The following is a 25,580-nucleotide window of genomic DNA, read 5'->3' on the forward strand; positions in this document are numbered from 1 at the left end:
AGCTTTCAGCGGTGGAGCAGCGTGCTCGTTCGGAGGAGAAAGAGAAACGCGCCCGTCCCCCCGACGGCGTAGGCGCCAAGATTCACGACGCGGGCAAGAGCGCTGCTCTTTGGCAGCGAGAATCGAAGGGCGGTCACGGCGAGACCGCAGGCGGCGAGCAGCAAGAGCTGGCCGGCCTCGACACCGACGTTGAACGCGGCGAGACCGAGGGCGACGGCGTGTTCCGGCAGGCGCGTCTCCTGGAGCGCACCGGCGAAGCCGAGGCCGTGCACGAGGCCGAAGGCCCCTGCCAGCGCGGCTCGCTTGGACTCGCCCTCGTCGCGCCCACTGTCACGCCCGATGTCCAGCGCGACGAGGACCAAGCTCGCGGCGATGCACGCCTCGGCGACGATGCTTGGAAAGTGCAGCCAGCCGAGCGTCGTGGCCGTCAGCGTGAGGCTGTGGCCGATCGTGAAGCCGGTGGCGGTCTTGGCGAGCCGACGTGCCGCACGGCGCAGCGAACCGCCCGTGGCGACGATCGCTTGCAGGAAGAGCGCGACGATGAAGAGCACGTGGTCGAGGCCCGAGAGCACGTGCTCGGCGCCGAGGCGCGCGTAGCGACCGACGACGTTCCATCGCGACGGTTGCCCCGGCACGACGACGCGCGGGCTCTGTTTGGTGACGACCGAGCCGGAGGCGTCTCCCTCGAGCGTCCGCAGCCGCGCGAACACCACGTCGATGTCGAGCCCCAAGCCATCGAGCTCGAGCTCCGAGCCCGTGACCCCGCGCGTGCAACGGAGCCGCTGGCTGACGGGACTGACCGGCGTGAGCGAGCATCCCGCGGGCGCTTCGAGCTTCAGGCGTGCTCCGGGCGGCGCATCGAGTGTGAGAAGGGCCTCTTCGTTCGAGACGACGTCGACGTCGAGGCGCGCCGATGGAAGACCATGCGCGAACGCGCGCGAGCTGGCGAGCAGCGCGACGAGCAACGCGAGGAGTGCCACGACGCGATGCGCGTTCAATCGACGCCGCCCCCCGGTCCGCGTGCGCGTGCGTGACGACCCTCGATGGCCGGAATGCCCTCCGGAACGCGCACATCGACGCGGTATTCCTTGCGCGCGCGATCGACGGCACGCTGGACCTCGGCCGCCTTCTTGCGCGCGAGGACCGCCGCACGAGCGCTCGCGCGGAGCTCCGCTTCGTCGGGCGCACGTCGCTCCAGCGGAACGACGACGTAATATCCCCACGCCGCGCTGATGGGCTGGCTCGCTCGTCCGATGGGCGTCGTGAGCGCGCCCTGGGCAACCGATGCTCCCGCGGCTTGGGCGAGCGTATCGGCCGTCCACCAAGCGTCGGCGGGAAGCGGAGTGGGATCCACCGCGGGCGCCGCTCCGCCGTCCGCTGCCTCCGCGAGCTCCTTCGAGAGCCGCTCGGCGCGCTTCTCGGCGCCGGCGTGGTCCTTCGAGACGAAGTACAGGGCGACGTGCACGAGTTCGGGCCCGGCTCTCCGCTTTTCGAGTTCCACGTCGATGTCGGCGTCTTCGAGGGAAGGATCGGGCACCGACTTCTCGAGCTGCGCGCGCATGCGATCGGCGACGCGGCCGCGGACGATGCCGTCACCCTCTTCGAGGCCAAGACGAATGCCCTCGCGAAAGAGCACCTCTTCGTCGACGACCGAAGCGACGACGTCCTGCTTTTCCTCAGGCGAAAGCGAATGCCCTCGATTCGCCTGCGTGGCGCGCAAGGCTGCCTCCACGCGCGCGGCGTCGACCGCGATCGCTCCTCGTTCGGGCTCCTTCGGCGCGAGCGCGTAGAGCACCGCGCCGATCGCGAAGAAGTGCGTCAGCCGATGCCGTCCGATGTCTTGCAGAGTGCGCAGGTGCGCCACGGCAGAGCATCATCGGTGGTCGGTGTGACGACCATGCGACGAGTGTGCGTCTCGACTCGTCACACGCTCGATGCGCGTTCCTCAGGGAATCGCCTGGATCGTCAGCGACCACCCCGCACTGGCGGGACAAGGTCCGTAGGGGCTGTAGACGAGCAGACCGACGTTGCGGCTATCGTCGGCCCCGTTGGCGACGGTGCCCTCTCCCCAGGTGAGGATGATCGCTTCGTTCGTGCTGCTGCCTAGCGTTTCCGAGCGCGCCGTGGGCGTCGCGCACACGAGCTGATCCCGATTCGGGTCCACGTATCCGTAGAGATCGAAGTCGTTGCCCTGCGGTACGAGGGAAACCGCGATCTTCATCGCGGCGCCGAGCGCGCCCGAGTTCTCTTCGGTGGCGCGGAAGCGAAGCCACTCCGAGCAGGTTCCCTGGGTTTTCAGGATCGCGCCGGGCTGGTCTCCCGCGAGCGAGCCGATCTCGCGCGCCGTCTCGCAGGTGTTCGACGGGAGGGCCGAACCATCCCCCACCGGCACGGGGGCCGAGGCCTCGCCGGCGTCGTTGCAGTCGTCACCGCACGCCGCGTCGCGAAGGGCGTCGCGATCGGTCGGAGCGGCCTGCAGGATCGCACCGTCCGGCGCGTAATCCTCACCCTGCAAGAGACCCGTGCTCCCGCATCCGACGATAAGCGTCAGCGGGCCGAGACCGAGCAGCGCGAAGGCAACGAAGGCGGCGCGGGAGCGTCGCATGCCCTCGTATCTATCAGCCCGGAGACCGGACGATGTGGCCGAGCCGCCGCTGTCACGGACATGTCACGCGGCGAAGCGATCAGGGAACCTTCGTGTACTCGCGGACGAGCGGGACGGTCACGATGGCGAACATCGTCGGCGTGGCGCTGTAGTAGAGGGCGTCGCCTAATGTGGTGGTCGGGCAAACGTTCCCCGTGACGATGGTTTGATCGGCGGTCCCGAGTCGGAACGTTTGCACGAACCCTGTAGGCCCGGCGCGGCCGCTCGCGTCTTTCCGCTCGACGAGGTGTGCGAGCGTGCCCGTGGTCTTCGAGGTCGTCGTCACCTGGATGGTTTCTCGCACCTGGCCGTCGGTCACGGGCGCGGAGGGATAGGCTCGGTAGGCCGTGAGGACATACGTTCCGGCCACGATCTCTCCGCCGGTGGGGCTTGGCGCCGTGCCGCTCGGATGTTCGATCGTGACCCAGCTTCCCTGTTGGACCGACGGTCCGCAAATCGGGGCGCCCCCATCGTCGGTGACGGGCGCATCCTCGTTCGCGTCAACGGCGGACTCTCCACCGTCGCCCACTGGGTCCGAGCCGTCGAATCCTCCGCTACCCTCATCGGGCTTGCCGCCATCCAGGTGAGCCGGCGAAGCTGCAGCAACGAGCGAGGCGTACTCGTCGCGGTCGTAGGCCGTGCAAGCGGAGGCCCATCCGGCCCCCACGACGATGCCCACCATCGCTCCCCGCCTGACAATCTGCGTCACGACACTCGAAACACTAGCATGGCTCGCCCTCTGGCTCGCCCTCTGGCTACCATCGGCCCTCCGCACGACGTGCAGCCATGTCGAAATTCAAATGACGAGGCACTGCCTCGGGCATTAACGAAATCGGGAAATCTCCACATGCCGCGCGTCCTAGCTTTCCGGGCCCTCCCTGCACTTCTCCTCACCTTCGGAGCGGTCGCCGCCTGCTCTAGCTCAGCCAGTTCGGACGGCGGGAGACCCGCGGCGGCGAACGACGCGGACGGAGGTACGGTGTCGGGCACGGCCTGCAAGGCAGCACCGGCCTCTCGGCCGCAGGCGGACTTCTTCGTCGACGTCTCGGAGAAGAGCGGCATCCAGAAGAACAACTTCACGCCCAACCCAGCGACGCCGATTCCGATTAACGATCACAGCCGCCTCGCGCTGGTGGACATCGACGGCGACGGCTGGGACGACGCCGTCATGCACTCGCTCTTCCCGAATCCTCAGGGAGGAGTTCCGTTCGAGCACCTCGTCTTCCTGAACAACCACGACGGCACGTTCCGCGACGCGTCCGACGAGAGTGGTCTGCGCAAGGTCCAGGCGGGATTCCTGGCCTTCGCGGATGTCGACAACGACGGTGACCAAGATGCGTTTGCCGGGCTCGACATCGATCTCACCGGGAGTACGAGCCAGATCCTGCTGAACGACGGCCAGGGGCATTTCACGCCCAAGGCGAACGCCGGCGTAGAGAAGATCGCGTACGCCGCCAACGCCGTGTTCGCCGACTTCGACGGAGACGGAAAGGTCGATCTCTTCCTGGGCAACGGTCAGTCGTCCTTCTCGACGAAGAACGCTTTCCTCTTCGGCAACGGCGACGGCACGTTCCGCGATGCCTCGTCGACCGCACTCCGTGGAACCATTCCCTCGCAGCCCACGAACGGGCTCGTCGCCTGCGACTACGACAACGACGGCGACCAGGACATCTTCGTCTCCACGTACGGTGTCTCGATTCTGAACGGCTGGAAGCAGCTCTGGGAGAACCAGGGGGACGGCACGTTCGTCAACGTCGCCGAGGCACGCGGCTTCCACGCCCTCGCCACCGGCAACTACTACAACGCGCAGACCGGCCACGGCCGCAACCCTCAGCCGTCGGGGAAAATCTACGGCGCCAACGGCTTCGGGATCGACTGCGGCGACGTCGACAACGACGGCGTCCTCGACATCTGGATGGCGACGATCAGCCACGCCGACGGTTCGGACGACAGCCGCCTCTGGAGCGATCCCACGCAGCTGCTCCTCAACGGCGGCGAGGCCAACGGGTTCACGTTCACGAACGTCTTCCTCGATCGAGGCCTGCCCTTCAACGAGGGGGACATCGACGCGGCGATGGTCGATTACGACAACGACGGCCGCCTCGACCTCGCCGTCACGCGCACCGACAAGTACGAAGGCAACTTCTCCGACGAGCAGCAGAAGGGCTGGTTCGGGCTCTTCCACCAGAAGGAAGACGGCAACTTCGAGAGCGTTGGCCTCGTCTCCGGCATCAACGATCCCACCGGGGCCGCCAAGCGCATGAAGGCCGGGCAGAACCTGGCCTTCGCGGACATCGATCACGACGGCGACGCCGATCTCCTCGTGGGCGGTCGCGATCAGGGCGGTGGCCGGCCGAACTTCCTCTTCGAGAATCGTGTGGGCCAGGACGGCCAGTGGCTCGCTATCCAGGTGCGCGGTGACGGAACGAAGGTCCACCGCGACGCCTTCGGTACGCGCGTCACCGTTCGCATCGGCAACAAGATCGTGCTCCGCGAGAAGAAGTCGAGCCGCGGCACCTACGACAGCATCGACGGCTCGACGCTCCTCTTCGGCCTGGGCGACACCGGCGCATGCCTCGACGACAAGAACCAGGCATCGCTCGAGATCCGCTGGCCCGATGGTACGGTCGACACGTACGGCCCGGACGCGTTCTCGCTCTCCACGTATCTCCGCGCCACCTACGGCGAGAAGACGCTGACCCCTGCACGCTAGTGTCCTGCCCCTAGTCTTGCCCTCTCGTCGGATCCGCGGACGGTGCGTAATGAGCGGGCTTACCCCCTAGGGGCATTGCAGAGCTCTGCCCAATGGGGCATAGCAACCGCGTCGCGCGAATATGGACGCAACCATCGTGCGCATCCGACCGACGAGGGGGCACATGAGAACTCGTACGTTACTGAATGGTCTGTTTGGCACGTTCGTGCTGCTTGGCGGATGCTCCGTGTTCGGAGGGTCGGACGGCGACAGTGACCCTGCACCTGCACCTGCACCTGCTCCGACGGCCTCGAGCACCGAAACGCCTGCGCTTCCGCCCGATGCTCCGCCCCCCCTCATCGGCGGAACACCAAAAGAAGACGAGCTGACCGAGAAGTTCGGCTTGTTCGTTTCGCTGATCGGCACACCCGACGGCGAAGGAACGCGAGCGAAGCCGCTCTCGTCGATCTCGGCGGCCATCGAAAAGGCCAAGGCCTCCGCGAAGCGCGTCTACGTCTGCAAGGGGACCTACAACGAGGCAGTCGTCATCGCGAATGCCGTCTCGGTCATCGGCGGCTTCGACTGCGCCACGAAGTGGGTGGCGACCGACGCGCGCTCGAAGATCGTCTCCCCGACGATTCCCGCGCTTCGTGCCAGCGACATCCTGAACGACACGAGCTTCGCCAACTTCGACGTCGTCGCCCCCAACGCCACGGTGGAGAGTCCTTCCTCCATTGGCTTCGTCGCGCAGAACGCGAAGCTCTTGAAGGTCGTGAAGAGCTCGATCTCGTCCGGCAACGGAATGAGCGGCGAGCCTGGTGTCGAGCCTACGCCGATCGCTCTACCCGCATCGGCGACAGGTGTCGACGGCGCTGCGGGCACCGATAAAAACGGGGGCGAATTCATCGTCATCTTTCCGAACATCCCCATGGACTTCAGCGTGCCGGGGGCCAAGGGAGGCACGGGAACATGCGGGGGAGTTACCCTCGATCCTGGCGGCGTAGGTGGCGACGGCGGCCGGTACCAATGCAAGAAGTTTACGACGACGCAGGGAGGGTCGACCATCGAGCTATTCAGATGGAAGACCTACATCGGGATCGTTCCGACGAATGGCCCTGCGAAGGCAAATGGTGGAGCCTCCGGAAGCGTTGGCCTGGACGGCGCGAGCGCGACCTCGATTGGGCAACTCGGTGCTGGCGGGTACGTTCCGGCTGACGGCACGCCCGGGCAAAACGGTGGGCCTGGCACCGGAGGGAAGGGCGGAAACGGCGAGTCGAATTTCGATGGCGCGACATGCAAGCCGGACAAGGAGGCCTACTACGCGAGTGGCGCCACGGGCCCTGGCGGGGGCGCCGGAGGTTGTCCCGGTGTCGCGGGGACTGCCGGCAAGGGGGGCGCGGCATCGATCGCGGTCCTGATGTTGAAGAGCGAGGGGCTCACGTTCGACGCTGCTGAATTGCATGCGGGCAGTGGCGGCGCGGGGGGCAAGGGAACACTCGGCGCCGAGCCCAGTGCCGGTGGCCAACCGGGGGCGGCCAAGCCCGGCGCGATCGCCGGCGTTGCGGGCGGCGCTGGCGGACGGCCGGGCGTGAGCGGCAGCGGAGCCGGCGGTCCAAGCATTGGTATTGCGCATTCGGGCGGCGCGCCCGCCTTGATCAACGGCGCCGTTGCGAAGGCCGGCAAAGGCGGTGACGGTGTGCCCGCGGATTCGAAAACGGCGGTGGGCGTCACCTGGACGTTGCCCGCCTCCGTTCCCGGCGTCGCCGAAGACGTCCACGCGTTCTGAGCTTCGAACTCCGTCTGAAAAGCGAGGCCCCCGAATCTCCGTTCGGGAGATGGAGGCCTCGCCGTCATGACCGCGGACGCTCTCGCTCAGTGGTGGTAGCTGGTGCCTTCCTTCTCATTGAGCGGCGTCGTGATCGGGTGACCTTTGAAGAAGCCGACCGACGCCTTGATGTCGTCGACGAGGATCTTCGCGAGATCGCGGCTCACGCCGTGACGAATCAGCACGCGCTGCACGATGATGTCTTCGCGGTTCTTGGGGAGCGGATAGGCCGGAACCTGCCAGCCGCGGACGCGGAGGCGATCGGCGATGTCGTAGAGCGTGAAGTTGCCCGGGTGCCCGTTCTTCTTGAGCGTCCAGCACACGCCCGGAATACCTCCGATTCCGTCGTAGACGATGTCGAACGCGCCGATCTTCCGGATCTCCTCGGCGAGGAATTTCGCGGTCTCGGCGCAGGCCTGGTGGATCTTGCGATAGCCCTCACGACCGAGGCGGAGGAAGTTGTAGTACTGGATGGCCGTCTGGCCGCCGGGGCGCGAGAAGTTCAGCGCGAAGGTCGGCATGTTGCCGCCGAGATAGTCGACGTTGAAGATCAGCTCCTCCGGCAGGTCGCTTTTCTCGCGCCACACGCACCAGCCGCATCCGAGCGGCGTGAGACCGAACTTGTGACCCGACGCATTGATCGATTTGACGCGCGGTAGCTGGAAATCCCATTTCACGTCCTCGTGCAGGAACGGCGCGATGAATCCGCCGCTCGCCGCGTCGACGTGAATCGGAATGTCGAGGCCCGTCTTCTTCTGGATTTCGTCGAGCGCGCGATTGATTTGCTCCACCGGTTCGTATTGGAGCGTGAACGTGACGCCGAGCGTGGGAACGACACCGATCGTGTTCTCGTCGCAATACTGGGCAATCTGCTTCGCCGTCATGCCGATTTGACCCGGCTCGAGGGGGATCTGGCGCAGCTCGACATCGAAGTAGCGCGCGAACTTGTGCCAGCAGATCTGCACCGGGCCGCACACGAGATTCGGTTTGGCGTCGGACTTTTTTTGCGCCAGACGGTTCTTGCGCCAGTTCCATTTCAGCGCGAGGCCGCCGAGCATGGCCGCTTCGCTCGACCCCGTCGTGGAGCAGCCCATCGTATCCGCCGCCTCCGGTGCGTGCCAGAGATCGGCGAGCATCTGTACGCAGCGCGCCTCGAGCTCCGCGGTCTGCGGATACTCATCCTTGTCGATCATGTTCTTGTCGAGGCACTCGTCCATGAGCTTGTGGACTTCTGGCTCGGACCAGGTCTGACAGAACGTGGCGAGGTTCATGCGCGCGTTGCCGTCGAGCATCAGCTCGTCATGCACGACCTGATACGCATGAGCCGCGCTGTGCTCGTAAATCGCCATCTTGTACTTGGGCATGACGACGGACAGGTCCGTAGACGCGTACACGTCGTCGTTGATGTTCGTGCTGACCTCGCTGCGCGCGTGCAAAGGCATGATGTCCTCCCGTTGTGCTTACGAAGAGCGGCGAAGCCGCGGGAGGAATGTGCGCAGCGTCTTCCGTGCGAACCACCCAAACGACTGCGACACCGGAATGCTCGTGGCGCAAGCGAGCGGGAGTGCACACGGCGCAAGCGAGCGGGAGCGCACGCGGAGACACGTTCTCGGGCGGCGCGCTCAACCGAACGCTCAACCGAACGTTTCGCTCGCAGCGCGCGATCGCGCGATCTCAGCGGGCGCCGTTACCCTGCTTCTTCACGATGCGAAAGGCGGCGCGGAAGCTCGACTCGGCCGTGGCCCACGCGATGCCGTGATGCGGCGACGGCAGAATGAGCCGCTTCCATCGGCTCGGGCCGACACGTCGAACGGCACCGTCTTCGTCGAGGCCCTCGGCGATCGAATCACGGATGGCGTCGAGCATCTCCTGCAAGTAGGTGGCATACGCCTCGATGTCGCTCGCATTGCAGACAGGCCCATGTCCGGGGACGAACCGTGCGTCGGGGAAGGCCTGCGTGAGGTCGTGCAGAGCTTGGATGTCACCCGCGAGGGACGAACCGTCGTTGTCTTCGTCGAAGAACGGATAGTACGTATTGAAGACCAGATCGCCCGTGGCGATCACGTCCGACGTTGCCGAGGGGCCCAAACTCGCCCTGGGAATACGCAGCCACGCATCACCTGCGGTGTGCCCGCGCCCCGCAAGGTGGACTTCCACCGAGCGCTTGCCGACCGGAATGATCGTGATCGGCTCGAGAGTCTTGGTCGGGAGTCCCACGCGCGGCTGACTCTCCGTTCCCCACGTCTCCGGATCGACGGCGAGCATGAGCGCCCGCGAGTCCGCATGGGCGTAGACCTCAGCGCCGGGGTAAAGCGCATTTCCCCACGTGTGATCGTAATGGTAATGCGAATTGACGATCGAGGTGACCGGGGCCGACACATTGTCGCCAATCCACCGGTGCAACGATTGGGCGCCGTCGAGCGGCCAGGTCGTACCGAACTTCGTATCGAAGACGAGAGTCTCGTCGTCTTCAATGACGACTGAGTTGCCGCCTTTGCCGAGCACCGCATGAACGCCGGGACCGAGGTCGACCACCGTTTGCTTTGCGTATGCGGCCGCCAAGTCGCCCATGCTGAGGGCGTCTGCGGAGGTGTCACCGTCGTCCGTCGCGTCGTGCGAGCATCCCACGAGGAGCGTGACCGCGAGGAGCGCGCCCGCGCGTGCGAATCTCGGGAACGTCACGGTGTGGCCCGCAGCTCGGAGGGCTGGCCGGTGAGCTTGGCCTGCATTCCATGGAGCCAGAGTTCGTGCCCATCGCGGAGCGACGGATTCATCTTGTTCTTGTAAATGAAGATGCTCGGCATGAGGCCGTGTTCGCATTCTTCGGTGATGACGTGTGTACCCTCGCTCGTCTTTCGCATGATCCAGCGATGGTAAGCATGGACGCCGAACTGGCCGCCCTCCCAAGCGATCACGGATTCGTCGTCGCCGGAGACGAGCTCGACGATCTGCATGTGCTGAACCGAGCCGAAGGTCGTCCAGCAATACTTCGTCCCGAGCGAGAGCGTGACCGCTTCGCCGGTGTCGCAATCGAGGGCGGGCCCCGAGTTCTGGTAGTACGTGTCCGAGCGCCCGGCCTGTAGCAAGGCGAGAACGTCACGTGGCGTGACGCCGACGATCTCGATCGTGTTGTGCGAGAAGACGGGGTTGGTCCGCGGGTCGTAACCTTCGCCCCACGGTCGGGCGTCGACCTCCGAAGGGTTCGACGTGAGGTACCACTCCGGGTAGTTCTCCTTCAGCCATCCCATCCACTGCAGGCCCTGGATCCAGCTCGGCATGCCCTCGGACGGAATCGACGACACGTCTTGCGTGTTCGCCTCCGGATCGGACCCGTCGTCGGAGGAGGCCGCGCAGCCACCTAGCATCATCGCTGCGACGCCGACCGCACCTACCGAGAGAACGTATCGCCAGGACATGTGTTGTATATGTGCACATGTCGTACCGAGGTTCCTTGGGCCGTCACATCCCGAAAAAGCCTGAGAAGTTGGCACGGGTGCCGGTCCGTATGGATCTCCGTCGCCCCGGTCTGGGCACCTCATGGTCCGACTCTCCGGGGGGCGCGTTCAGCCCGAAGACGGTCCGATGAACTCACCAAAGGCGCCGTCTGCTCGCAGAGGCAGGAGCTGACGTCGGACGGAGCGCACCATTCGCCTCAGGAGATTCGGCTGATGGCGAAGGCGACTCCGACTTCCGCACCGCGCTCGCCTGGCAAGTCGACGACGACGGCGGTGTCACGGGCGACCGCCTTCTCGCGATACGGATGTTCGGGAGTCGACACGCGTGCTTCGAGGAGTGGCCCGAGCACGTCTCGCTCGAGCGACGCGAACGACCGCGGCAACTCGACGACCCGAGCCGGAGCCTCCATTCCATCGTGCAACCGAAGCGCCGCGAAGAGCACCGGCTTGACCCAAGGACTCCACGGCCCATCATCGGGCGCCCACCGTCGATGGATGTCTTCGGGCGTCAATCTCTCTCCTCGATCAGAACGGCAACGTCACGCGCGTAGGCATCGACGGGAGCTCGGAAGGCGTCGTCCACGAGCGCAAAGAGTCGAGGCCAGGTGCGCGACCACTTGATGGTCCTCCATGTGGCCCGGCGCGTTCATGAGTGCCACGACCCCCGATTTGCCGGAACGACCGATGACTCGCTCCATCGCGTCGACGATGGCCTTCGTGGGATCACCCGTGGGGCGCGTTCCCGGCGTTGCGTTCGACATGTATTGCGTGAAGGCGGAGGCCTCGGTGAAGCCTCCGGGAACGTCACTGTTCACCTCCGAGATGCGCCAACCATCGGTCGTGTAGTGGAAGTCGAAGCGCATCGTCCGCACGGCTGAAGGCGTCGGCTCACCGCGCTGGAGTAGCTCGCGCAGTGGTCTCGGGAGCGCGAGCTCGTCGTGGAGCTCCGGTCGTCCGAGGAGCTCGGCTTCCATGGCGAGCGTCTCTCGGGTGAGTGCTTCTGCGAGCCGTGCGAGCTCGTTCCACGTCGAGGGCGTGATCAGCAGCGCATACGGCGTGAGCGTGGTGACGTCGCCGATCTGAGCATCCCACTTGAAGTGAGAGAGCTCCATCTTGCGTCGAATCCGAGAGAACGCTTGCGCTCCGACGCGCGGGCCGACACGAAGAGGCCGCGTCTCGGTCAACGTGGCGAGGTTCCGATGCGCGAGGCGAACCAGTCCTTCATTTCTCTTCGGAAGAGGAAGTAGAGGAGGATGCCGCCGAAGATCGAGGTGAAGCACGTGAAGACGTTCGTGAGCGCGAACAGGACGGACGACACGAAGGCGGCTTTCGAACGCCTCTGGAGGCCCCAGTGGTTGATGCCGGCCCACGCTCCCTGCACCGCGGACCACGCGAGTCCGACGAGGAGCGCCGTGGTCTTGAACTCGGCGTAGACGACGGGATCGATCCCCATCCGGCGCGGCACCGTCGAGGTCGCGAGCTGCAACGCCAGCGAGGAGAGCGTGACGAGCGTCGTCACCGCGGTCCCGAGCTGGATCAAGCCGCAGGTTCGTGCGTTCTGACGCGCCTTCTCGAGCGGATCGGGCGGCGGAGGTCCTGCATGCTCGCGGTACATCGCCTCGATGCTACGCCTCGCGAACAAAAGAAAAACACCGCGCTGGGCCAGGGGGGGGATGGCCACTCGCGCGGTGCACCCGCGTATAAAGCGAGATACGTGCCAAAAGAAAATACGGGGAATTTGGGGTCCGATCGCTCCAAAGCTTTCAGGCTTGGAAGATCCGCGGACACGATTGCACGACCATCGACGTGTCGGAAATCCGACGATCGACCCGTCGGAAGGCGGCGCGCGCTGCAAATGCATCAAGGCCCGCGAGACGCTCATCGTTGCGTCGTCGCGGGCCTTGGGGCGTGACTGAATTCGGCGTGTGACCGAACTCGAAGATCAGGCGGTGGTGCTGCCCGCTCGCCCCTTCTTCGCCGCGACTTCGGCTTGGGCCGCCGCGAGGCGAGCGATGGTGACGCGGAACGGAGAGCACGACACGTAGTCGAGGCCGGCGCCGTGGAAGAACTTCACGCTTTCGGGATCACCACCGTGCTCGCCGCAGACGCCGAGCTTGATGTTCGACTTCGTGGCGCGACCGCGCTCGACCGCCACCTTGACGAGCGAGCCGACACCATCGATGTCGATCGAGACGAAGGGATCTTTCGGAAGGATGCCGCCCTCGACGTAGGCCGGGAGGAACTTGCCCGCGTCGTCGCGCGAGAGGCCCATCGTGCACTGCGTGAGGTCGTTGGTTCCGAACGAGAAGAACTCGGCGACTTCGGCGAGCTCGTTCGCGCGAACGGCGGCGCGCGGCAGCTCGATCATCGTGCCGAAGGCGAACGAGACCGGCGTGCCCTTCGCGGAGACTTCGGCTGAGACCTTGTCGACGATCTGGCGCATGCGCACGAGCTCTTCGCGCGTCATCGCGAGCGGGATCATGATCTCCGGCGTGACCGAGTTGCCCTCGGCCGTGACGGCGGCAGCGGCCTCGAGGATGGCGCGCACCTGCATCGCGTAGATCTCCGGGTAGGTGATCGCGAGGCGGCAGCCGCGGTGGCCGAGCATCGGGTTGAACTCGTGCAGGTCCTTGATGCGCTGCTCGAGGCGCGCGACCGACACGTTCATGAGCTTCGCGAGCTCTTCGATGTGCGCCTTCTCCGTGGGGAGGAACTCGTGGAGCGGCGGATCGAGGAGGCGGATGGTGACCGGGAAGCCCTTCATCTCCCGGAAGATCTCGACGAAGTCCTGGCGCTGGTGGGGCAGGATCTTGGCGAGCGCCTTCTCGCGGGCGGCCACGTCGTCGGCGAGGATCATCTCGCGCATGGCGCGGATGCGCTCCTCGTCGAAGAACATGTGCTCGGTGCGGCAGAGGCCGATGCCTTCGGCGCCGAAGCCTCGCGCGGTGCGGGCGTCGAGCGGGGTGTCCGCGTTGGCGCGCACCTTCATCTTGCGCGCCTCGTCGGCCCAGGCCATGAGCTCGCTGAACTCGCCGGTGAGCGAAGCGTTCACGGTGGGAACGGCGCCCTGGTAGACGTGGCCTGCGCCGCCGTCGATCGTGATGACGTCGCCGCGCTTGAGCGTGACGCTGCCCTGCGGGCGCCCGCCTTCGTCGTACTGCGTGACGATGACGGTCTGCTCCTGGTAGTTCACCGCGAGCGCCGAGCACCCTGCGACGCAAGGCTTGCCCATGCCGCGCGCGACGACGGCCGCGTGCGAGGTCATGCCGCCGCGTGCGGTGAGAATACCGCGCGCCGCCTTCATGCCGTGGATGTCTTCGGGCGACGTCTCGACGCGCACGAGGATGACGGCTTCACCGGCGTTCGCACGCTTCTCCGCCTCGTCGGCCGAGAAGACGATCTTGCCCTGGGCTGCGCCCGGGCTCGCCGAGAGGCCCTTCGCGAGGAGCGTCTTCGGCGCGGTGGGATCGAGCGTGGGGTGGAGCAGCTGATCGAGCGAGGCCGGGTCGACGCGAAGGACCGCCTCTTCCTTGTCGATGAGGCCTTCCTTCACCATCTCCACGGCGACGCGCACGGCGGCCTTGCCGGTGCGCTTCGCGTTACGGCACTGCAGCATGTAGAGCTTGCCGTCTTGGATGGTGAACTCGAGATCCTGCATGTCGCGGAAGTGCTTCTCGAGCTTCTGACCGATCGACACGAGGGTCTTGAAGGCCTCGGGCATCTTCTGCTCGAGCGAATCCGTGTGGCCCGGCTTCACGTTGGCGGCGAGGATCGGGAGCGGCGTGCGGATACCCGCGACGACGTCTTCACCCTGCGCGTTCGGCAGCCACTCACCGTAGAGCAGGCGCTCGCCGGTCGACGGGTCGCGCGTGAAGGCAACGCCCGTGGCGCTCGTATCGCCCATGTTGCCGAAGACCATTGCCTGCACATTGCATGCAGTGCCCCAGCTGTCGGGGATGTCGTGCATGCGGCGGTAGACGATCGCGCGGTGGTTGTTCCACGACTCGAACACCGCGCCGATGGCGCCCCAGAGCTGCTCCTTCGGATCCTCGGGGAAGTCCTTGCCGGTCTTCTCCTTCACGATCTTCTTGAACGCGACGACGACGTTGCGAAGCTCGTCTTCGGTGATGTCGGCGTCGGTCACCTTGCGGCGGAGTTCTTCACCGTTGAGGCGCGTGCCATCGATCCCCTTGGCCTTCGCCACGCGGGCGCGGGCCTCGTCGAGAGCGTGCTCGAAGTTGTCACGCTTCACACCGAGCGCGACGTCCGAATACATCGCGATGAAGCGGCGGTACGCATCGAGTGCGAAGCGCGGGTTGTTCGTGCGCTTCGCGAGACCCTCGCAGGTCTTCTCGTTGAGACCGAGGTTGAGGATCGTATCCATCATACCAGGCATCGACGCGCGCGCACCGGAGCGCACGCTGACGAGCAGCGGTGCGGACGGGTCGCCGAAGCGCATGCCGACGTTCTTTTCGAGACGCGCCAGTGCCTCGTCCACCGCGGGGCCGAGCTCCGCCGGCATCTTGCGGGTCTGCGAGAACACGGTGCACGCCTCGGTCGAGATCGTGAAGCCGGGGGGAACCGGCAGCCCGAGCGAAGTCATCTCCGCAAGGCCGGCGCCCTTGCCGCCGAGCAGGTCCTTGCGCTTCGAGTCGCCCTCTGCCTTGCCTTCGCCGAACGAGTAGACGTACTTCATCACGCGCCCACCCTACACCAGAGTGGACGCGCGTGGTGGTTCAGCCCCGCTATCCGAAACGAGTGCGGCGGAGGCGAACGAACACCGTGACGATCAGTCGCGCTTGTTCCCGGGCCGAGGCGGAGGAGGGCGCGAAGGCAGCGACGGCAAGGGAGGCGGCGGCTTCACCGACACGCTCTTCCCAAGTGCCGCGGGCGGTACGGACGGAGTCACGTTGACCGGCGGCGGCGTCATCGAAGGGACACGTACCGACGGCGGCGGTCTCGAAGGCACGCCGCCCGCGGTGATCACGGGCTTGAGCCAACCGAGCTGACGCTTGCGTTCGTGCGGGAAGAGGCTGTCGAGCATCGAGCCGATCTGACTCGGGATGGCTCCGCGCTTGTTGCCGACGAAGGCGTCGAGATCGCGTTCGAGCTCAGCCATCGTGCCGTAACGATGCTCGCGATTGCGCTGGAGCGAACGCATGACGGCGTCGGAGACGCGCGCCGAGAGCTCGGGGATGATCGTGCGCACGTCGGGGATCGGTCCGACGTGGACGGCCTTCACCGTCTCCACCGGGCTCGGACGGTGGAAGAGGCGACGCATCGTCAGCATCTCCCAGAGCGTGGTGCCGAGACCGAACACGTCGGCGCGATGATCGAGCGCGAGCTGCATGATCTGCTCGGGCGCGAGGTAGGGGAGCTTGCCTTTCACGATGCCCGGCGAGCTCTTCGCGTGCCGCGTTCGGAACTTCGCCATGCCGAAGTCGAACAGCTTCACGTCACCGGTGAAGGTGAGGAACACGTTCGAAGGGTTCACGTCGCGATGGATGATGCCGAGCGGCTTGCCGGCGTCGTCCGCCAGCTCGTGCGCGTGGTGGAGCGCACTGGCCACGCGCGCGCCGATCCACGCCACGATCTCCGGCGGGATGCCCAGCCTGCGCTCATCACATGTATCGTACACGTTCTGGAGCGTGCGCCCGACGAGCAGCTCCATCGCGATGAACTTCTGCCCGTTCGCCACGCCCGTCTCGAGCGTCTTGACGATGTTCGGGTGATCGAGGCGCGTGAGGATGTTCGCCTCGTCGAGGAACATGTGGTCCATGTTCCCGTCGTCGTCGTCACCGACGTCGTTCCTCATCACCTTGAGGGCCACGACTTCGCCTGCTCCCGCGCGACCGAGGTAGATCGACGCCATACCGCCCGACGCGATCTTGCCGATCACTTCGTAGCGGCCGAGCGCCGTCGGTCGCGCCGGAATCGATGCCCGCGGACGCACGCTTTCGGGCCCAGGCCTCATGCTGGGCGACGGTCGCGGCGTATCCGACTTGTTGGACATGCGTGGAAGAGGGAGGGGCGGCGAAACGAGAAGCGAGAACGAGAACGACGAAGACTCAACCCAGTTTCGAGAAGTCTCCGATGCGCAGCATGCACTGCGCTCCGTAAGAGAGTAGCTCGAGTCGGCGGGGCGTGCGCGCGTCGTTCGGATCGTTGACGAGCGTACGTGTGAATACGTCGTCCAGGCGCTGGGCGAGGTCCTCGGCCTGGGCGAGCGCGGCTGTCACCGCGGCTTCCGTGTGGAGCTCGCGGGTGCTCGCATCGACCTTGCCGACCACTTCGACGATGATGGCGTCGTCGGCCTTTTCGAACACCGACTTGTCGTGCAACACCGGCTTGCTCTCCTTCGAGATGCCGGACAGGCGCTTGGCTACGATGCGAGCCTTCTCGAGCCAGGCGCGGCCCTCGGTAACCGCAGCGTACACCGCGCGGGCGCGGGCGAGGGTGTGAACCGGGTACTCGACGGCGCTAGCTCCCGAGACCGCGTCGGCCACGGAGTTCGACGTGGCGTTCGCGATGAGACCGCGGAGCCGATCGTGGGTAAAGTCGCGCAGCTTGGCCACCGTCTCCTCGCGGGAGAGGTCGAGCTTCTTGCCCTCGATGCCGTCGTACGCCCAGCCGAAGAGCTCCGAGAGCGGCAGCTTCGCATAGGCCGGGTTGGTCGCGCCGCGATCGAGCAACGTGCGAAGCGTGGCGATGCACGCGCGACGCAGTGCGAACGGGTCGGCCGCGCCGGTCGGCGAGAGGCCGACGGCGAAGCAGCCCGCGAGCGTATCGAGGCGGTCGGCGAGTGCGACGCACGCCGACACGTCGTCCTGCGCAACCGGCCCTTCCGCGCCGATCGGGCGGTAGTGATCACGAATCGCGTTCGCGACTTCGGGCGCCTCGCCTGCGGTTTCGGCGTAGACGCGGCCCATGTCGCCCTGGAGCTCGGGGAACTCGCCGACCATGAGCGACACGAGGTCGAACTTGCAGAGGTGCGCGGCGCGCGCCACGAACCCGCGCGTCTTCTCCGGTAGACCGAGCGCTTCGGCGATGCGTCCCGAGAGCTTCTCGATGCGCGTCACCTTCTCGCGAACGGTGCCGAGGCGGTTGTGGAAGACGATGCCCGCGAGCTTCTCGACGCGGTCTTCGAGCTTCGCCTTCTTGTCCTCGCCGAAGAAGAACTGCGCGTCCGAAAGGCGGCTGCGCATGACGCGGTCCATGCCCTTGCTGATGCGGGCCGGATCGTTCGCCGTGTTGACCACGGCGAGGTACGACGGGAGGAGCTCGGTCTCGCTCGTCTGCACGCAGAAGTACTTCTGGTGGCCGCGCGCGACCGAGCGGATGACGGCGGCGGGCAAGGCGAGGAACGCCGGATCGTAGGCGCCGGTGACCACGAACGGCTCCTCGACGAGTGACGCGTTCTCGCTCACGAGATCGGGGGAGGGATCGTACGTGCCGCCCGCGGCCTTCGCCGCCGCGACGATGCGATCCATCATCGTCTTCTCACGCTCGTTGCGATCGACGATGACGTGCGAATCGCGCATCTTCGCGACGTACGCGTCCGCGCTCGGGATCTCGACGGCGCCCGTCGAGAGGAAGCGGTGGCCCTTGGACGTGCGCCCGGAGCGGACGCCCGCGAAGCTGGTGTCGATGACCTGATCGCCGAAGAGCGCGACCAGCCACTGGACGGGCCGGCCGAACGTCGCGTCGCCCGCGCCCCAGCGCATCGACTTGCGGAAGGGGATCTCCGTGCAGAGTTCGGTGAGCGCCTTGCCCACGATTTCCCGTGCGTCGCGGCCCTGTTCCTTGCGCCGACCGACGACGTAACGACCCGCCTTCGTCTTGCCCGCGGCCGGCTTGTCCACGACCTGAATCGCGTCGAGCGAAAGGCCGAGCTTGTTCGCGAACGCCTCGGCAGCCTTCGTCGGCTTGCCATCCTTGAACGCGGCCGTTTCCGGCGGACCGATGACTTCTTCGTCGAGATCTGGCTGCCGTTCGGCAACATCGCTCACGATCAACGTGAGTCGGCGCGGCGTACCGACCGCCCGAACGTCACCATGCGGGAGGCGGAGCGCCTCGAGCTTGGCACGCGCGAGAGCCGGCATGGCGGCGAGTGCAGTGTCGACGAAGGAGGAGGGGAGCTCCTCGGTTCCGATCTCCAACAGGAGGGTTTTGCCCATCTTCGCTGCGGGCACGCTAGCAGACGCGACGCGAAGGAGACAGGGGCGCCGCAGGTGGTCGTATCGGATGAGGAGTTGCAGAACCGCCGCATAACCGTCGTCGCTCGAGAGCGTCTCTTCCTCCGCACGGCTCGCTCCGTTGCAAACTTCGCCGGCCCCTAGTCGTTGCGCTTGGCCAACTTAGCGGGCATACATTGGCGGACGGATGAGTACATCGGCTTCAGCTCTCGATCGCCGCAACCGCCGCAACCGCACCCTCTCGACCTTGATTGCGGTCGGGGTGCTCGGCATCGTCACGGCCGCCGTCCAGGCGGGCTGTGGTTCGGATGGCGACGGCTCGACCTTCCCGCACCCCGGCCCCGACGAGGCTGGGTCGAACGAGCCCACCGGAACGTTCGACCCCACCGGCGGTGATGGCTCGGCGTCCGACGCCGATCCCGACGCGCTCGGCGCCCTCATCCTCGACCCGCCCCAGGCCGAGATTGCGGTCACGATCGTCAACGGTACCGTCACGGTGAACGCGCCGGTGACCTTCAAGGCGTCGTACAACGGCCAGCAGGTCCCCGCGACCTGGCTCTTCGATCGCGGCGAGCTCGGCGCCGTCGACAACGGCGGCGTCTTCACGGCGAGCGGCAAGAACGTCGGCGAAGGCATCGTCACCGCCCGCTACGGGGCTCGCGAGGGCAACGCCAAGGTCAAGGTCACGATCACCAACACGCAGAACGGTGGTCCTGCCGGCCAGCCCACGACGGGTGGCTTCGGTGGTCTCGGCGGCGTCGGCGGCGAGCCGCTCGGCGTCGGTCTCTCCGACGCGGACGTGGCGAAGCTCAAGGGAACCGGCACCGCGGTACCCACCTCCGAGCTCGACTTCCTCTACCCGTACGACAAGACCGTCTGGCCGCGTGGCCTGCTCCCGCCGCTCGTCATGTGGGAGACGACGCACGACAACGCCGCGGGCGTCTACGTGAAGCTCTCGCAGAGCAATTTCACGTTCGAGGGAACGTACGCGCTCACCAAGACGAACAACGATCCGGCGACGCTCAAGCGCGTTCGCATCGACGACGCGGCGTGGGCGGCGGCGACGAGCGGCAACCAGGGCGACGACCTCAAGCTCGAAGTGAAGATCCTCGCGGGAGGCACGGTCTACGGACCGATCACCCGGACGTGGAAGGTCGCTGCGGGCGTGCTCAAGGGCACGGTCTACTACAACTCGTACGACTCTCACTTCACGACCGCGACGTCGGGCGGCGCGCCCATCGGTGCGGTCATCGCGATCAAGCCGCGCGACCCGAATCCCTCGCTCGCCATCGAGAGCCAGCGCGGCCAGTGCCACGTCTGTCACAGCGTCTCGGCCGACGGCTCCACGCTCTGGGCGCAAGATGGCTTCGAGGACAAGAATCCTCCCAGTAACTATGCGCGAGGTGCCTCGTACAGCCTGACCGATACGACGAAGCCGCGTACGGTCTACGACGGCATCAGCGACCCGACGCAGGACCGCAAGTTCGTCTGGTCGGCCCCGTACCCGGATGGCTCGTTCGCGCTCGCGAGCTCGCGCTTCGCGCGCGAAGCCTACACGGCGGGCGATTCGAAGCTGTTCAAACGCTCGGACGGCAAGGAGATCCCCGCGCCGACGTTCTCGAACGCCGTGCAGAGCGCCGTCACGCCTGCGTTCGCGCCCGACGGCCGTAAGGTCGTCTTCAACTTCTGGGAAGGTAACGCCTCGGCCGGCGTTGCCCCGGGAGCCGGTCGAACGCTCGCGGTGTTCGACTTCACCTGCGGCGCGCCCGCCGGTTCGACCACGTGCGCAGCCAACGGTCCGTACGCGTTCTCTGGGCTTCGCGAGATCTATCGCGCTCCGGTTCCCGCGGATCCGAACGGCGTGCAGGCGTATCCGGCGTGGCCGAGCTTCTTGCCGGACGGTAAGGCCGTGATCTTCCACAACACGGTGAACCATCCGCTTTGCGGCAACTGGGGAGCGAAGCCGGATCCTGACGGCACCTACACGCCGCTCCGCGACAAGACGAACAACTGCCAGATCTCGACGTGGTACTCCGCCCAGGGCGAGCTCTGGATCGCGAAGGACGCGGCAAGCCAGGCCGCTGTCCGCCTCGACAACGCAAACGGCATCGGTGGCCCGAAGAACACGCTCCATCCGGACGATAGCCGCCTCAGCTACCAGCCGACGGTGAACCCCGTCGCGTCTGGCGGCTACTACTGGGTCGTCTTCACCTCGCGCCGCATGTACGGGAACCTTCTCACGGGCGAGCCGTGGGGCGCGAAGGGCGACGGTGGCGGCAAGCAGAAGAAGCTGTGGGTCGCGGCCATTGACGCGAATGCGGGTACCGTCGTCGGAGATCCCAGCCACCCGGGCTTCTACCTCCCCGGTCAGGAGCTCGAGGCGGGCAACGCGCGCGGCTTCTGGGCCGTCGACCCGTGCAAGCAGAACGGCAGCTCGTGCGAATCGGGCGATGAGTGCTGCAACGGCTTCTGCCGCGACTCGGGCAACGGCAGTGGTCTCGTTTGCCAGGACAAGCCGCCGGGCGCGACCTGCGTGCAGGAGTTCGAGAAGTGCTCGGTCGACGCGGACTGCTGCGACCCCAAGCAGAAGTGCATCGCCGGCAAGTGCGCGCTCAAGGCGCCTGGCCCGAAGTGACGCTCGTGCGCGGGTTCGCTATACCCGCGCCATGCTTCGGTTGACGGTCGTCGGGCCCGATACGCACATCCTCTCCTCCCTTTGTGCGTCGTGTCCTCATTCGCCGGCGGGGTGCTGCGTGGCCCCGCCGCGAATGGACTGGTCGGACATCGGCCGGATCGTCGCGCATGGCGATCGTGATTGGCTCGTCGAGCAGGTGGCGAACGGCCACCTCGTCCGCTGCGAATACGGGCTCTATCTCAAGCGCGTGAAGGGGCGGGTGACGGCGGACATTCGCTCGCCGCGCATCGCGAAGTGCACGTTCCACGACGGCTCGTCAGGTTGCACCATCGCTGCCACGCGAAGGCCGGCGACGTGCAACTTCTACGTCTGCGAAAGCGCATTCGAGGAAGGCACGAAGTCCGGCGCCGCGCGCGAGGTGGACTCCGCGCGTAAGGTCCACGACGACCTCGTGAACACCTTCGTCAGCTGGGATGCGGAGCTCACACAGCGCATTCGCACGAACTGGCCGGAAGGGCCTCCGTACGACGCGGCGTTCTTCGATTGGCTCGGCGAGGCCTTCGTCGAGCTCCGCGCGCGGGCTTGAATCTCAGTCCGATCTCCGTTCGAGGACGCGGAGGAGACGGAGCGCGGCCCTGCGGACGTCGGAACCTCGATAAGCGCCAGTTCCGCTGGATTTATCGGTCGTCGACGCACGCCAAGGCCGATCATCCAGCCTGTAGGAGGCGGTAAAGCCGCCCGGACGATGGGTCTCGCTCGCCCCGCTTGTCGGGCCGATTTCACCCATGGTATTCCTTCCGCCCCATGCGTACTTCGCCGCGCTTCGGTTTCGCCCTCGTGCTCACGACCGCCGCCATCGGCCTCCTGGCCTCGGGCTGCGGAAACTCGGACGAACCGTACAAGGCGGCCCCCGCCTGGTCGGGGCGCAAGCCGAGCCTGCCGACCCCGCCGGTGCTCAACGCTGCGCCGATCAAGGTCGGTGACTCGTACACCGTCGCCGGCGCCTCGCATCAGCTCCGCTCGCGCATCCACGACAAGGACGTCACCAAGAACGCGATCACCCTCACCGGCTACATCGTCCAGGAGAACATCACCGACGCTCCGTCCTGCGCGATCCACAAGGTCGGCAAGAAGGACGCGGACGATTGCGTGAGCGAGATCCCCTCGTTCTGGATCGCCGACGAGAAGGGCGCCGGCCCCGACAAGCCGCGCATCCGCGTGCTCGGTTGGGCGAAGAACTTCGCCACCGTCCACGACGCGATGGAGAAGTACAACAAGCTCAAGGAAGTGAAGGACCCGGCGAAGGATCTCGTGAAGGACGAGGTTTGGAGCGTCGACGTTCCGTTCCCGCTTCCGGCGAAGGACGCGAAGGTCAAGATCACGGGCAAGTACGGCTTCACGTTCTCGAAGGCGTCGACGGGGCTCGTTTCGGACCCCGTCAACGGCGTCCTCACGTACGAGAAGATGGAAGTCGTGGAGCCCGCGGCCGACAAGGTCGCCTTCAAGAACCCGCCCGCGAAGTGAGTTCTCTCTAAGGCTCGCAGCCCAACGTCCCGTCCCGGACGTCGATCGCTCGAGTGAACGCCCGCGTCATCGCGACCGGGCGTTCTGCTTTTTGTGGCTCGATGCCCTGCGCCCTGCGCCCTTGCGCGTGCGCGTGCGCGTGCGCCAATCGAAGCCGTCGAGGTTTCTGAGGCACGCGGCGACGCGTTAACGGCATGCTCGCTGCAGCCTCGCATGGCTCGAGCATGCCGAGCCATTACGCGTTTCCTTCTCGTCCGTGTGCCCGAATTGCGTACGCGCCTATGTCCTTGCTCACGTGCGCGCTGCTGCTTGCCGCATGCGGATCGGACGATGCGACCCCACCGGGCAATGCCCCCGATCCGACGCCGCCCGGCGCGGTGCCGCCGTCGACGCCGCCTCCATCGCCGTCGGGCGTTACGCCACCCAGCAGCGCGCATGGGTTCCCGCTCTCGGTTCCCGCCCTCGACGGTTACACGCTCGTCGACGCATTCCCGAACGTCGTGCTGCACCTTCCGAGCGCGCTCGTTTGGCCGACGGTGGGCGGCGCGGGGCCCTTCGCTCTCGAGCGCTCGGGGCGAGTGGTCCAGATCGAAGGCGGCAACGCGCGCGAGGTTCTCGATTTCGAGCCGAGCGTCGCCATGATCAGCGAAGCAGGTGCGCTCGGCATGGCCCTGCACCCGCGCTTCGGCGACGGCACGGGGCCGATGCCGTACGTCTACATTTGGTACAACGCGAACGGCATGGTGCAGCGCTTGTCTCGCTTCACGTGGAGCGCGTCGAGTGGCACCTTCGATCGTGCCTCGGAGCTCGTGCTCCTCGAAGAGGCCGAAGTGAACTACGAGCACAACGCGGGGCGCGTCGCATTCGGGCCCGACGGGTTTCTTTATTTCGGTAACGGCGACGATCTCAATACGGAGAATCACCAACGCCTCGATCGCGCCTTGTTCGCTGGACTCTTCCGAATCGACGTCGATTCGCGTGGAGGTACCACGAGCCACGCCCCACTGCGCCAACCCGAAGGCGGATTGTCGACGGGCTACTTCATCCCCAACGACAACCCGTTCGTCGGCCGCGCCGACACCCTCGAAGAGTTCTTCGCACTCGGCTTCAGGAACCCGTTCGGATTCTCGTTCGATCGCGAGACGGGTGCGCTGTGGGTCGGCGACGTCGGAGACACGTGGCGCGAGGAAGTCGACGAAGTCGTCAGCGGAGGCAACTACGGGTGGCCGTACCGCGAGGGTGACATCGTTCGCTCGCCGCTCGTGCCGGTGATCGGGACGTTGCACGACCCGAAGTACGTCTACACGCACGCCGAGATGGGCGATCTCACCGCGATCCTCGGAGGCTTCGTTTACCGCGGCAAGGAGATGCCGGAGCTCGTCGGGAAGTACATCTATTCCGACTGGCCGTCGTGCCGGCTTTGGGCGCTCGACCAGTCGACGGGCGCAGCCAAGCGGACCACGCTGGTCGACAATCAATGGGACCACGTTCCGATGGCGCTCGCCGAGGACAACGCCGGCGAGATCTACCTTCTTCACGCAACGGGAGCTGCCAAGCTCGTTCGCGATGCAGTGCGAGAGCAGCTGCCGAAGCGCCTCTCCGACACGACGCTCTTCAACGACCTCGCGACGCTCGATCCCGCCTCGACGCTCGTTCCCTACGACGTCGCGTCGCCCCTCTGGTCGGACGGCGCCGTGAAGGGACGTTGGATCGATCTCCCAGCGGGGGCGCGCGTCGAGATCACCGAGGACGGCACGTTGACCTTTCCCATCGGAACGCTCTTCGTGAAGAACTTCGAGCTCCCGCCATCGGTCACGCCACGCGGCCGAACGCGTCGTCTCGAGACGCGCGTGATGATCGTGGGGATCGCGACGACCTACGGCCTCACGTACAAATGGAACGCCGACGGCACCGACGCCGAGCTCTCGTACACGGGAAGCGACGAGGAGATCGTCGACGACGCGGCCGGCCAGACGCGAAGCTGGCATATCCCGAGCTTCGGCCAATGCTGGTCGTGCCACCGTACGGAAAACCGCATCTTGGGATTCACCGGGCGGCAGCTCACGGCCGACGGCCCCGATCAGATCTCGCGGCTCGTCGACCAAGGGGTGTTCGAGCAGGGATCGAGCGCGAAGCTGTTGCCGCGTCTCGTGCGTCCAATGGATACGACGGCATCGCTCTCGGACCGCGCGAGCTCCTACCTCGCGGCCAACTGCTCGTCATGCCATCACGCAGGTGCGAGCTACCTTGGCGGCGAAGACACGTGGAACGCATCGCCCGGCGTCGCTCTCGCTGACCGAGGGCTCCTCGGGGCCCCTCACCACAACCCGCCCATGGCAGAGAGACTCGGGTTGAGCAACGCGCCGCTGATCGAGCCGGGCAATCCCGATGGGTCCATCTTGATGGCACGCATCAAGAGCACCGATCCGGACCTTCGGATGCCACCGCTCGGTCGAACCATGGTCGACGCCGAAGGCGCGAAGCTAATCGAGGACTGGATTCGCTCAGGCACCGGCTACTGAACTCGTTCGTCCGTCGGAACTCGATGATGGTGTGCCGGTCGAAACTCGATGACGGTGTGCCAGGTGGCACAACCCGGCTCGGGCTGTC

General features: G+C 66.2%; 19 protein-coding genes. 6 read left to right on the plus strand and 13 right to left on the minus strand.

Annotation, left to right across the window (positions count from 1 at the left end; genetic code table 11):
* Positions 1-5: 5 nt before the first annotated feature.
* The 4 genes from AKJ09_RS27110 to AKJ09_RS53325 form a co-directional block, all read right to left on the minus strand.
* A complete protein-coding gene (locus tag AKJ09_RS27110) occupies positions 6-980 on the minus strand; it encodes a HupE/UreJ family protein (protein WP_169927900.1) in 975 nt (324 codons plus the stop codon).
* A gap of 14 nt (positions 981-994) precedes the next feature.
* Complete coding sequence (locus AKJ09_RS53320; protein WP_169927901.1) at positions 995-1,864, minus strand: hypothetical protein; 870 nt, start codon at positions 1,862-1,864, stop codon at positions 995-997.
* 81 nt (positions 1,865-1,945) lie between these two features.
* Positions 1,946-2,605, minus strand: a complete 660-nt coding sequence (locus tag AKJ09_RS27115) for a hypothetical protein (RefSeq protein ID WP_146650663.1) — start codon at positions 2,603-2,605, stop codon at positions 1,946-1,948.
* A 79-nt stretch (positions 2,606-2,684) separates the two neighbouring features.
* A complete protein-coding gene (locus tag AKJ09_RS53325; protein ID WP_169927902.1) occupies positions 2,685-3,353 on the minus strand; it encodes a hypothetical protein in 669 nt (222 codons plus the stop codon).
* 270 nt (positions 3,354-3,623) lie between these two features.
* Between AKJ09_RS53325 and AKJ09_RS27125 the strand changes: the two genes are divergently transcribed.
* A complete protein-coding gene (locus AKJ09_RS27125; protein ID WP_169927903.1) occupies positions 3,624-5,357 on the plus strand; it encodes a CRTAC1 family protein in 1,734 nt (577 codons plus the stop codon).
* A 163-nt stretch (positions 5,358-5,520) separates the two neighbouring features.
* Positions 5,521-7,122, plus strand: coding sequence for a hypothetical protein (locus tag AKJ09_RS27130; RefSeq protein WP_146650669.1), 1,602 nt, complete (start codon positions 5,521-5,523; stop codon positions 7,120-7,122).
* 86 nt (positions 7,123-7,208) lie between these two features.
* Here the strand turns inward: AKJ09_RS27130 and gad are convergent, their stop codons facing one another.
* The 9 genes from gad to glyS form a co-directional block, all read right to left on the minus strand.
* The gene (gad, locus tag AKJ09_RS27135) at positions 7,209-8,603 is read right to left on the minus strand and encodes a glutamate decarboxylase (RefSeq protein ID WP_146650671.1); all 1,395 of its coding nucleotides are present in this window, start codon (positions 8,601-8,603) and stop codon (positions 7,209-7,211) included.
* Between the two features lie 232 nt (positions 8,604-8,835).
* Positions 8,836-9,843, minus strand: a complete 1,008-nt coding sequence (locus AKJ09_RS27140) for an MBL fold metallo-hydrolase (RefSeq protein ID WP_169927904.1) — start codon at positions 9,841-9,843, stop codon at positions 8,836-8,838.
* On the minus strand, positions 9,840-10,577 hold the full coding sequence (locus AKJ09_RS53330; protein ID WP_169927905.1) for a hypothetical protein: 738 nt from the start codon (positions 10,575-10,577) through the stop codon (positions 9,840-9,842). Before AKJ09_RS53330 ends, AKJ09_RS27140 begins: the two co-directional genes overlap by 4 nt.
* Before the next feature lie 236 nt (positions 10,578-10,813).
* Complete coding sequence (locus tag AKJ09_RS27145) at positions 10,814-11,128, minus strand: hypothetical protein (protein ID WP_146650675.1); 315 nt, start codon at positions 11,126-11,128, stop codon at positions 10,814-10,816.
* Positions 11,129-11,155: 27 nt separating this feature from the next.
* Complete coding sequence (locus AKJ09_RS27150; RefSeq protein ID WP_146650677.1) at positions 11,156-11,728, minus strand: glutathionylspermidine synthase family protein; 573 nt, start codon at positions 11,726-11,728, stop codon at positions 11,156-11,158.
* A gap of 68 nt (positions 11,729-11,796) precedes the next feature.
* Positions 11,797-12,231 (minus strand): hypothetical protein, encoded by a 435-nt coding sequence (locus AKJ09_RS27155; RefSeq protein ID WP_146650679.1) that lies wholly within the window; start codon positions 12,229-12,231, stop codon positions 11,797-11,799.
* 327 nt (positions 12,232-12,558) lie between these two features.
* Complete coding sequence (gene ppdK / locus AKJ09_RS27160; RefSeq protein ID WP_146655669.1) at positions 12,559-15,312, minus strand: pyruvate, phosphate dikinase; 2,754 nt, start codon at positions 15,310-15,312, stop codon at positions 12,559-12,561.
* Between the two features lie 93 nt (positions 15,313-15,405).
* Positions 15,406-16,629 (minus strand): serine/threonine protein kinase, encoded by a 1,224-nt coding sequence (locus AKJ09_RS27165; protein ID WP_146650681.1) that lies wholly within the window; start codon positions 16,627-16,629, stop codon positions 15,406-15,408.
* A 55-nt stretch (positions 16,630-16,684) separates the two neighbouring features.
* A complete protein-coding gene (gene glyS / locus AKJ09_RS27170) occupies positions 16,685-18,793 on the minus strand; it encodes a glycine--tRNA ligase subunit beta (RefSeq protein ID WP_146650683.1) in 2,109 nt (702 codons plus the stop codon).
* Positions 18,794-18,998: 205 nt separating this feature from the next.
* On the opposite strand from glyS, the gene AKJ09_RS27175 reads away from it, so the two are divergent.
* From AKJ09_RS27175 to AKJ09_RS27190, 4 genes are all read left to right on the plus strand, one after another.
* On the plus strand, positions 18,999-21,446 hold the full coding sequence (locus AKJ09_RS27175; protein ID WP_146650685.1) for a hypothetical protein: 2,448 nt from the start codon (positions 18,999-19,001) through the stop codon (positions 21,444-21,446).
* Positions 21,447-21,477: 31 nt separating this feature from the next.
* Positions 21,478-22,032 carry a hypothetical protein gene (locus AKJ09_RS27180; protein WP_146650686.1) on the plus strand — a complete coding sequence of 185 codons (555 nt, stop codon included), beginning with the start codon at positions 21,478-21,480 and terminating at the stop codon, positions 22,030-22,032.
* 218 nt (positions 22,033-22,250) lie between these two features.
* On the plus strand, positions 22,251-22,970 hold the full coding sequence (locus AKJ09_RS27185) for a hypothetical protein (protein ID WP_146650688.1): 720 nt from the start codon (positions 22,251-22,253) through the stop codon (positions 22,968-22,970).
* Positions 22,971-23,251: 281 nt separating this feature from the next.
* A complete protein-coding gene (locus tag AKJ09_RS27190) occupies positions 23,252-25,492 on the plus strand; it encodes a PQQ-dependent sugar dehydrogenase (protein WP_169927906.1) in 2,241 nt (746 codons plus the stop codon).
* Positions 25,493-25,580: the final 88 nt, after the last annotated feature.

Origin of the sequence: Labilithrix luteola, from assembly GCF_001263205.1 — a bacterium.
In the GTDB taxonomy this organism is placed as follows: Bacteria; Myxococcota_A; Polyangia; order Polyangiales; family Polyangiaceae; genus Labilithrix; species Labilithrix luteola.

Coding starts and splice junctions, on each gene's coding strand:
- AKJ09_RS27115 (WP_146650663.1), bottom strand. CDS start 2,605: ATGCGACGCTCCCGCGCCGCCTTCGTTGCCTTCGCGCTGCTCGGTCTC.
- AKJ09_RS27130 (WP_146650669.1), top strand. CDS start 5,521: ATGAGAACTCGTACGTTACTGAATGGTCTGTTTGGCACGTTCGTGCTG.
- gad (WP_146650671.1), bottom strand. CDS start 8,603: ATGCCTTTGCACGCGCGCAGCGAGGTCAGCACGAACATCAACGACGAC.
- AKJ09_RS53330 (WP_169927905.1), bottom strand. CDS start 10,577: ATGTCCTGGCGATACGTTCTCTCGGTAGGTGCGGTCGGCGTCGCAGCG.
- AKJ09_RS27150 (WP_146650677.1), bottom strand. CDS start 11,728: ATGGAGCTCTCTCACTTCAAGTGGGATGCTCAGATCGGCGACGTCACC.
- AKJ09_RS27155 (WP_146650679.1), bottom strand. CDS start 12,231: ATGTACCGCGAGCATGCAGGACCTCCGCCGCCCGATCCGCTCGAGAAG.
- ppdK (WP_146655669.1), bottom strand. CDS start 15,312: ATGAAGTACGTCTACTCGTTCGGCGAAGGCAAGGCAGAGGGCGACTCG.
- AKJ09_RS27165 (WP_146650681.1), bottom strand. CDS start 16,629: ATGTCCAACAAGTCGGATACGCCGCGACCGTCGCCCAGCATGAGGCCT.
- glyS (WP_146650683.1), bottom strand. CDS start 18,793: ATGGGCAAAACCCTCCTGTTGGAGATCGGAACCGAGGAGCTCCCCTCC.
- AKJ09_RS27175 (WP_146650685.1), top strand. CDS start 18,999: ATGAGTACATCGGCTTCAGCTCTCGATCGCCGCAACCGCCGCAACCGC.
- AKJ09_RS27180 (WP_146650686.1), top strand. CDS start 21,478: ATGCTTCGGTTGACGGTCGTCGGGCCCGATACGCACATCCTCTCCTCC.
- AKJ09_RS27185 (WP_146650688.1), top strand. CDS start 22,251: ATGCGTACTTCGCCGCGCTTCGGTTTCGCCCTCGTGCTCACGACCGCC.
- AKJ09_RS27190 (WP_169927906.1), top strand. CDS start 23,252: ATGTCCTTGCTCACGTGCGCGCTGCTGCTTGCCGCATGCGGATCGGAC.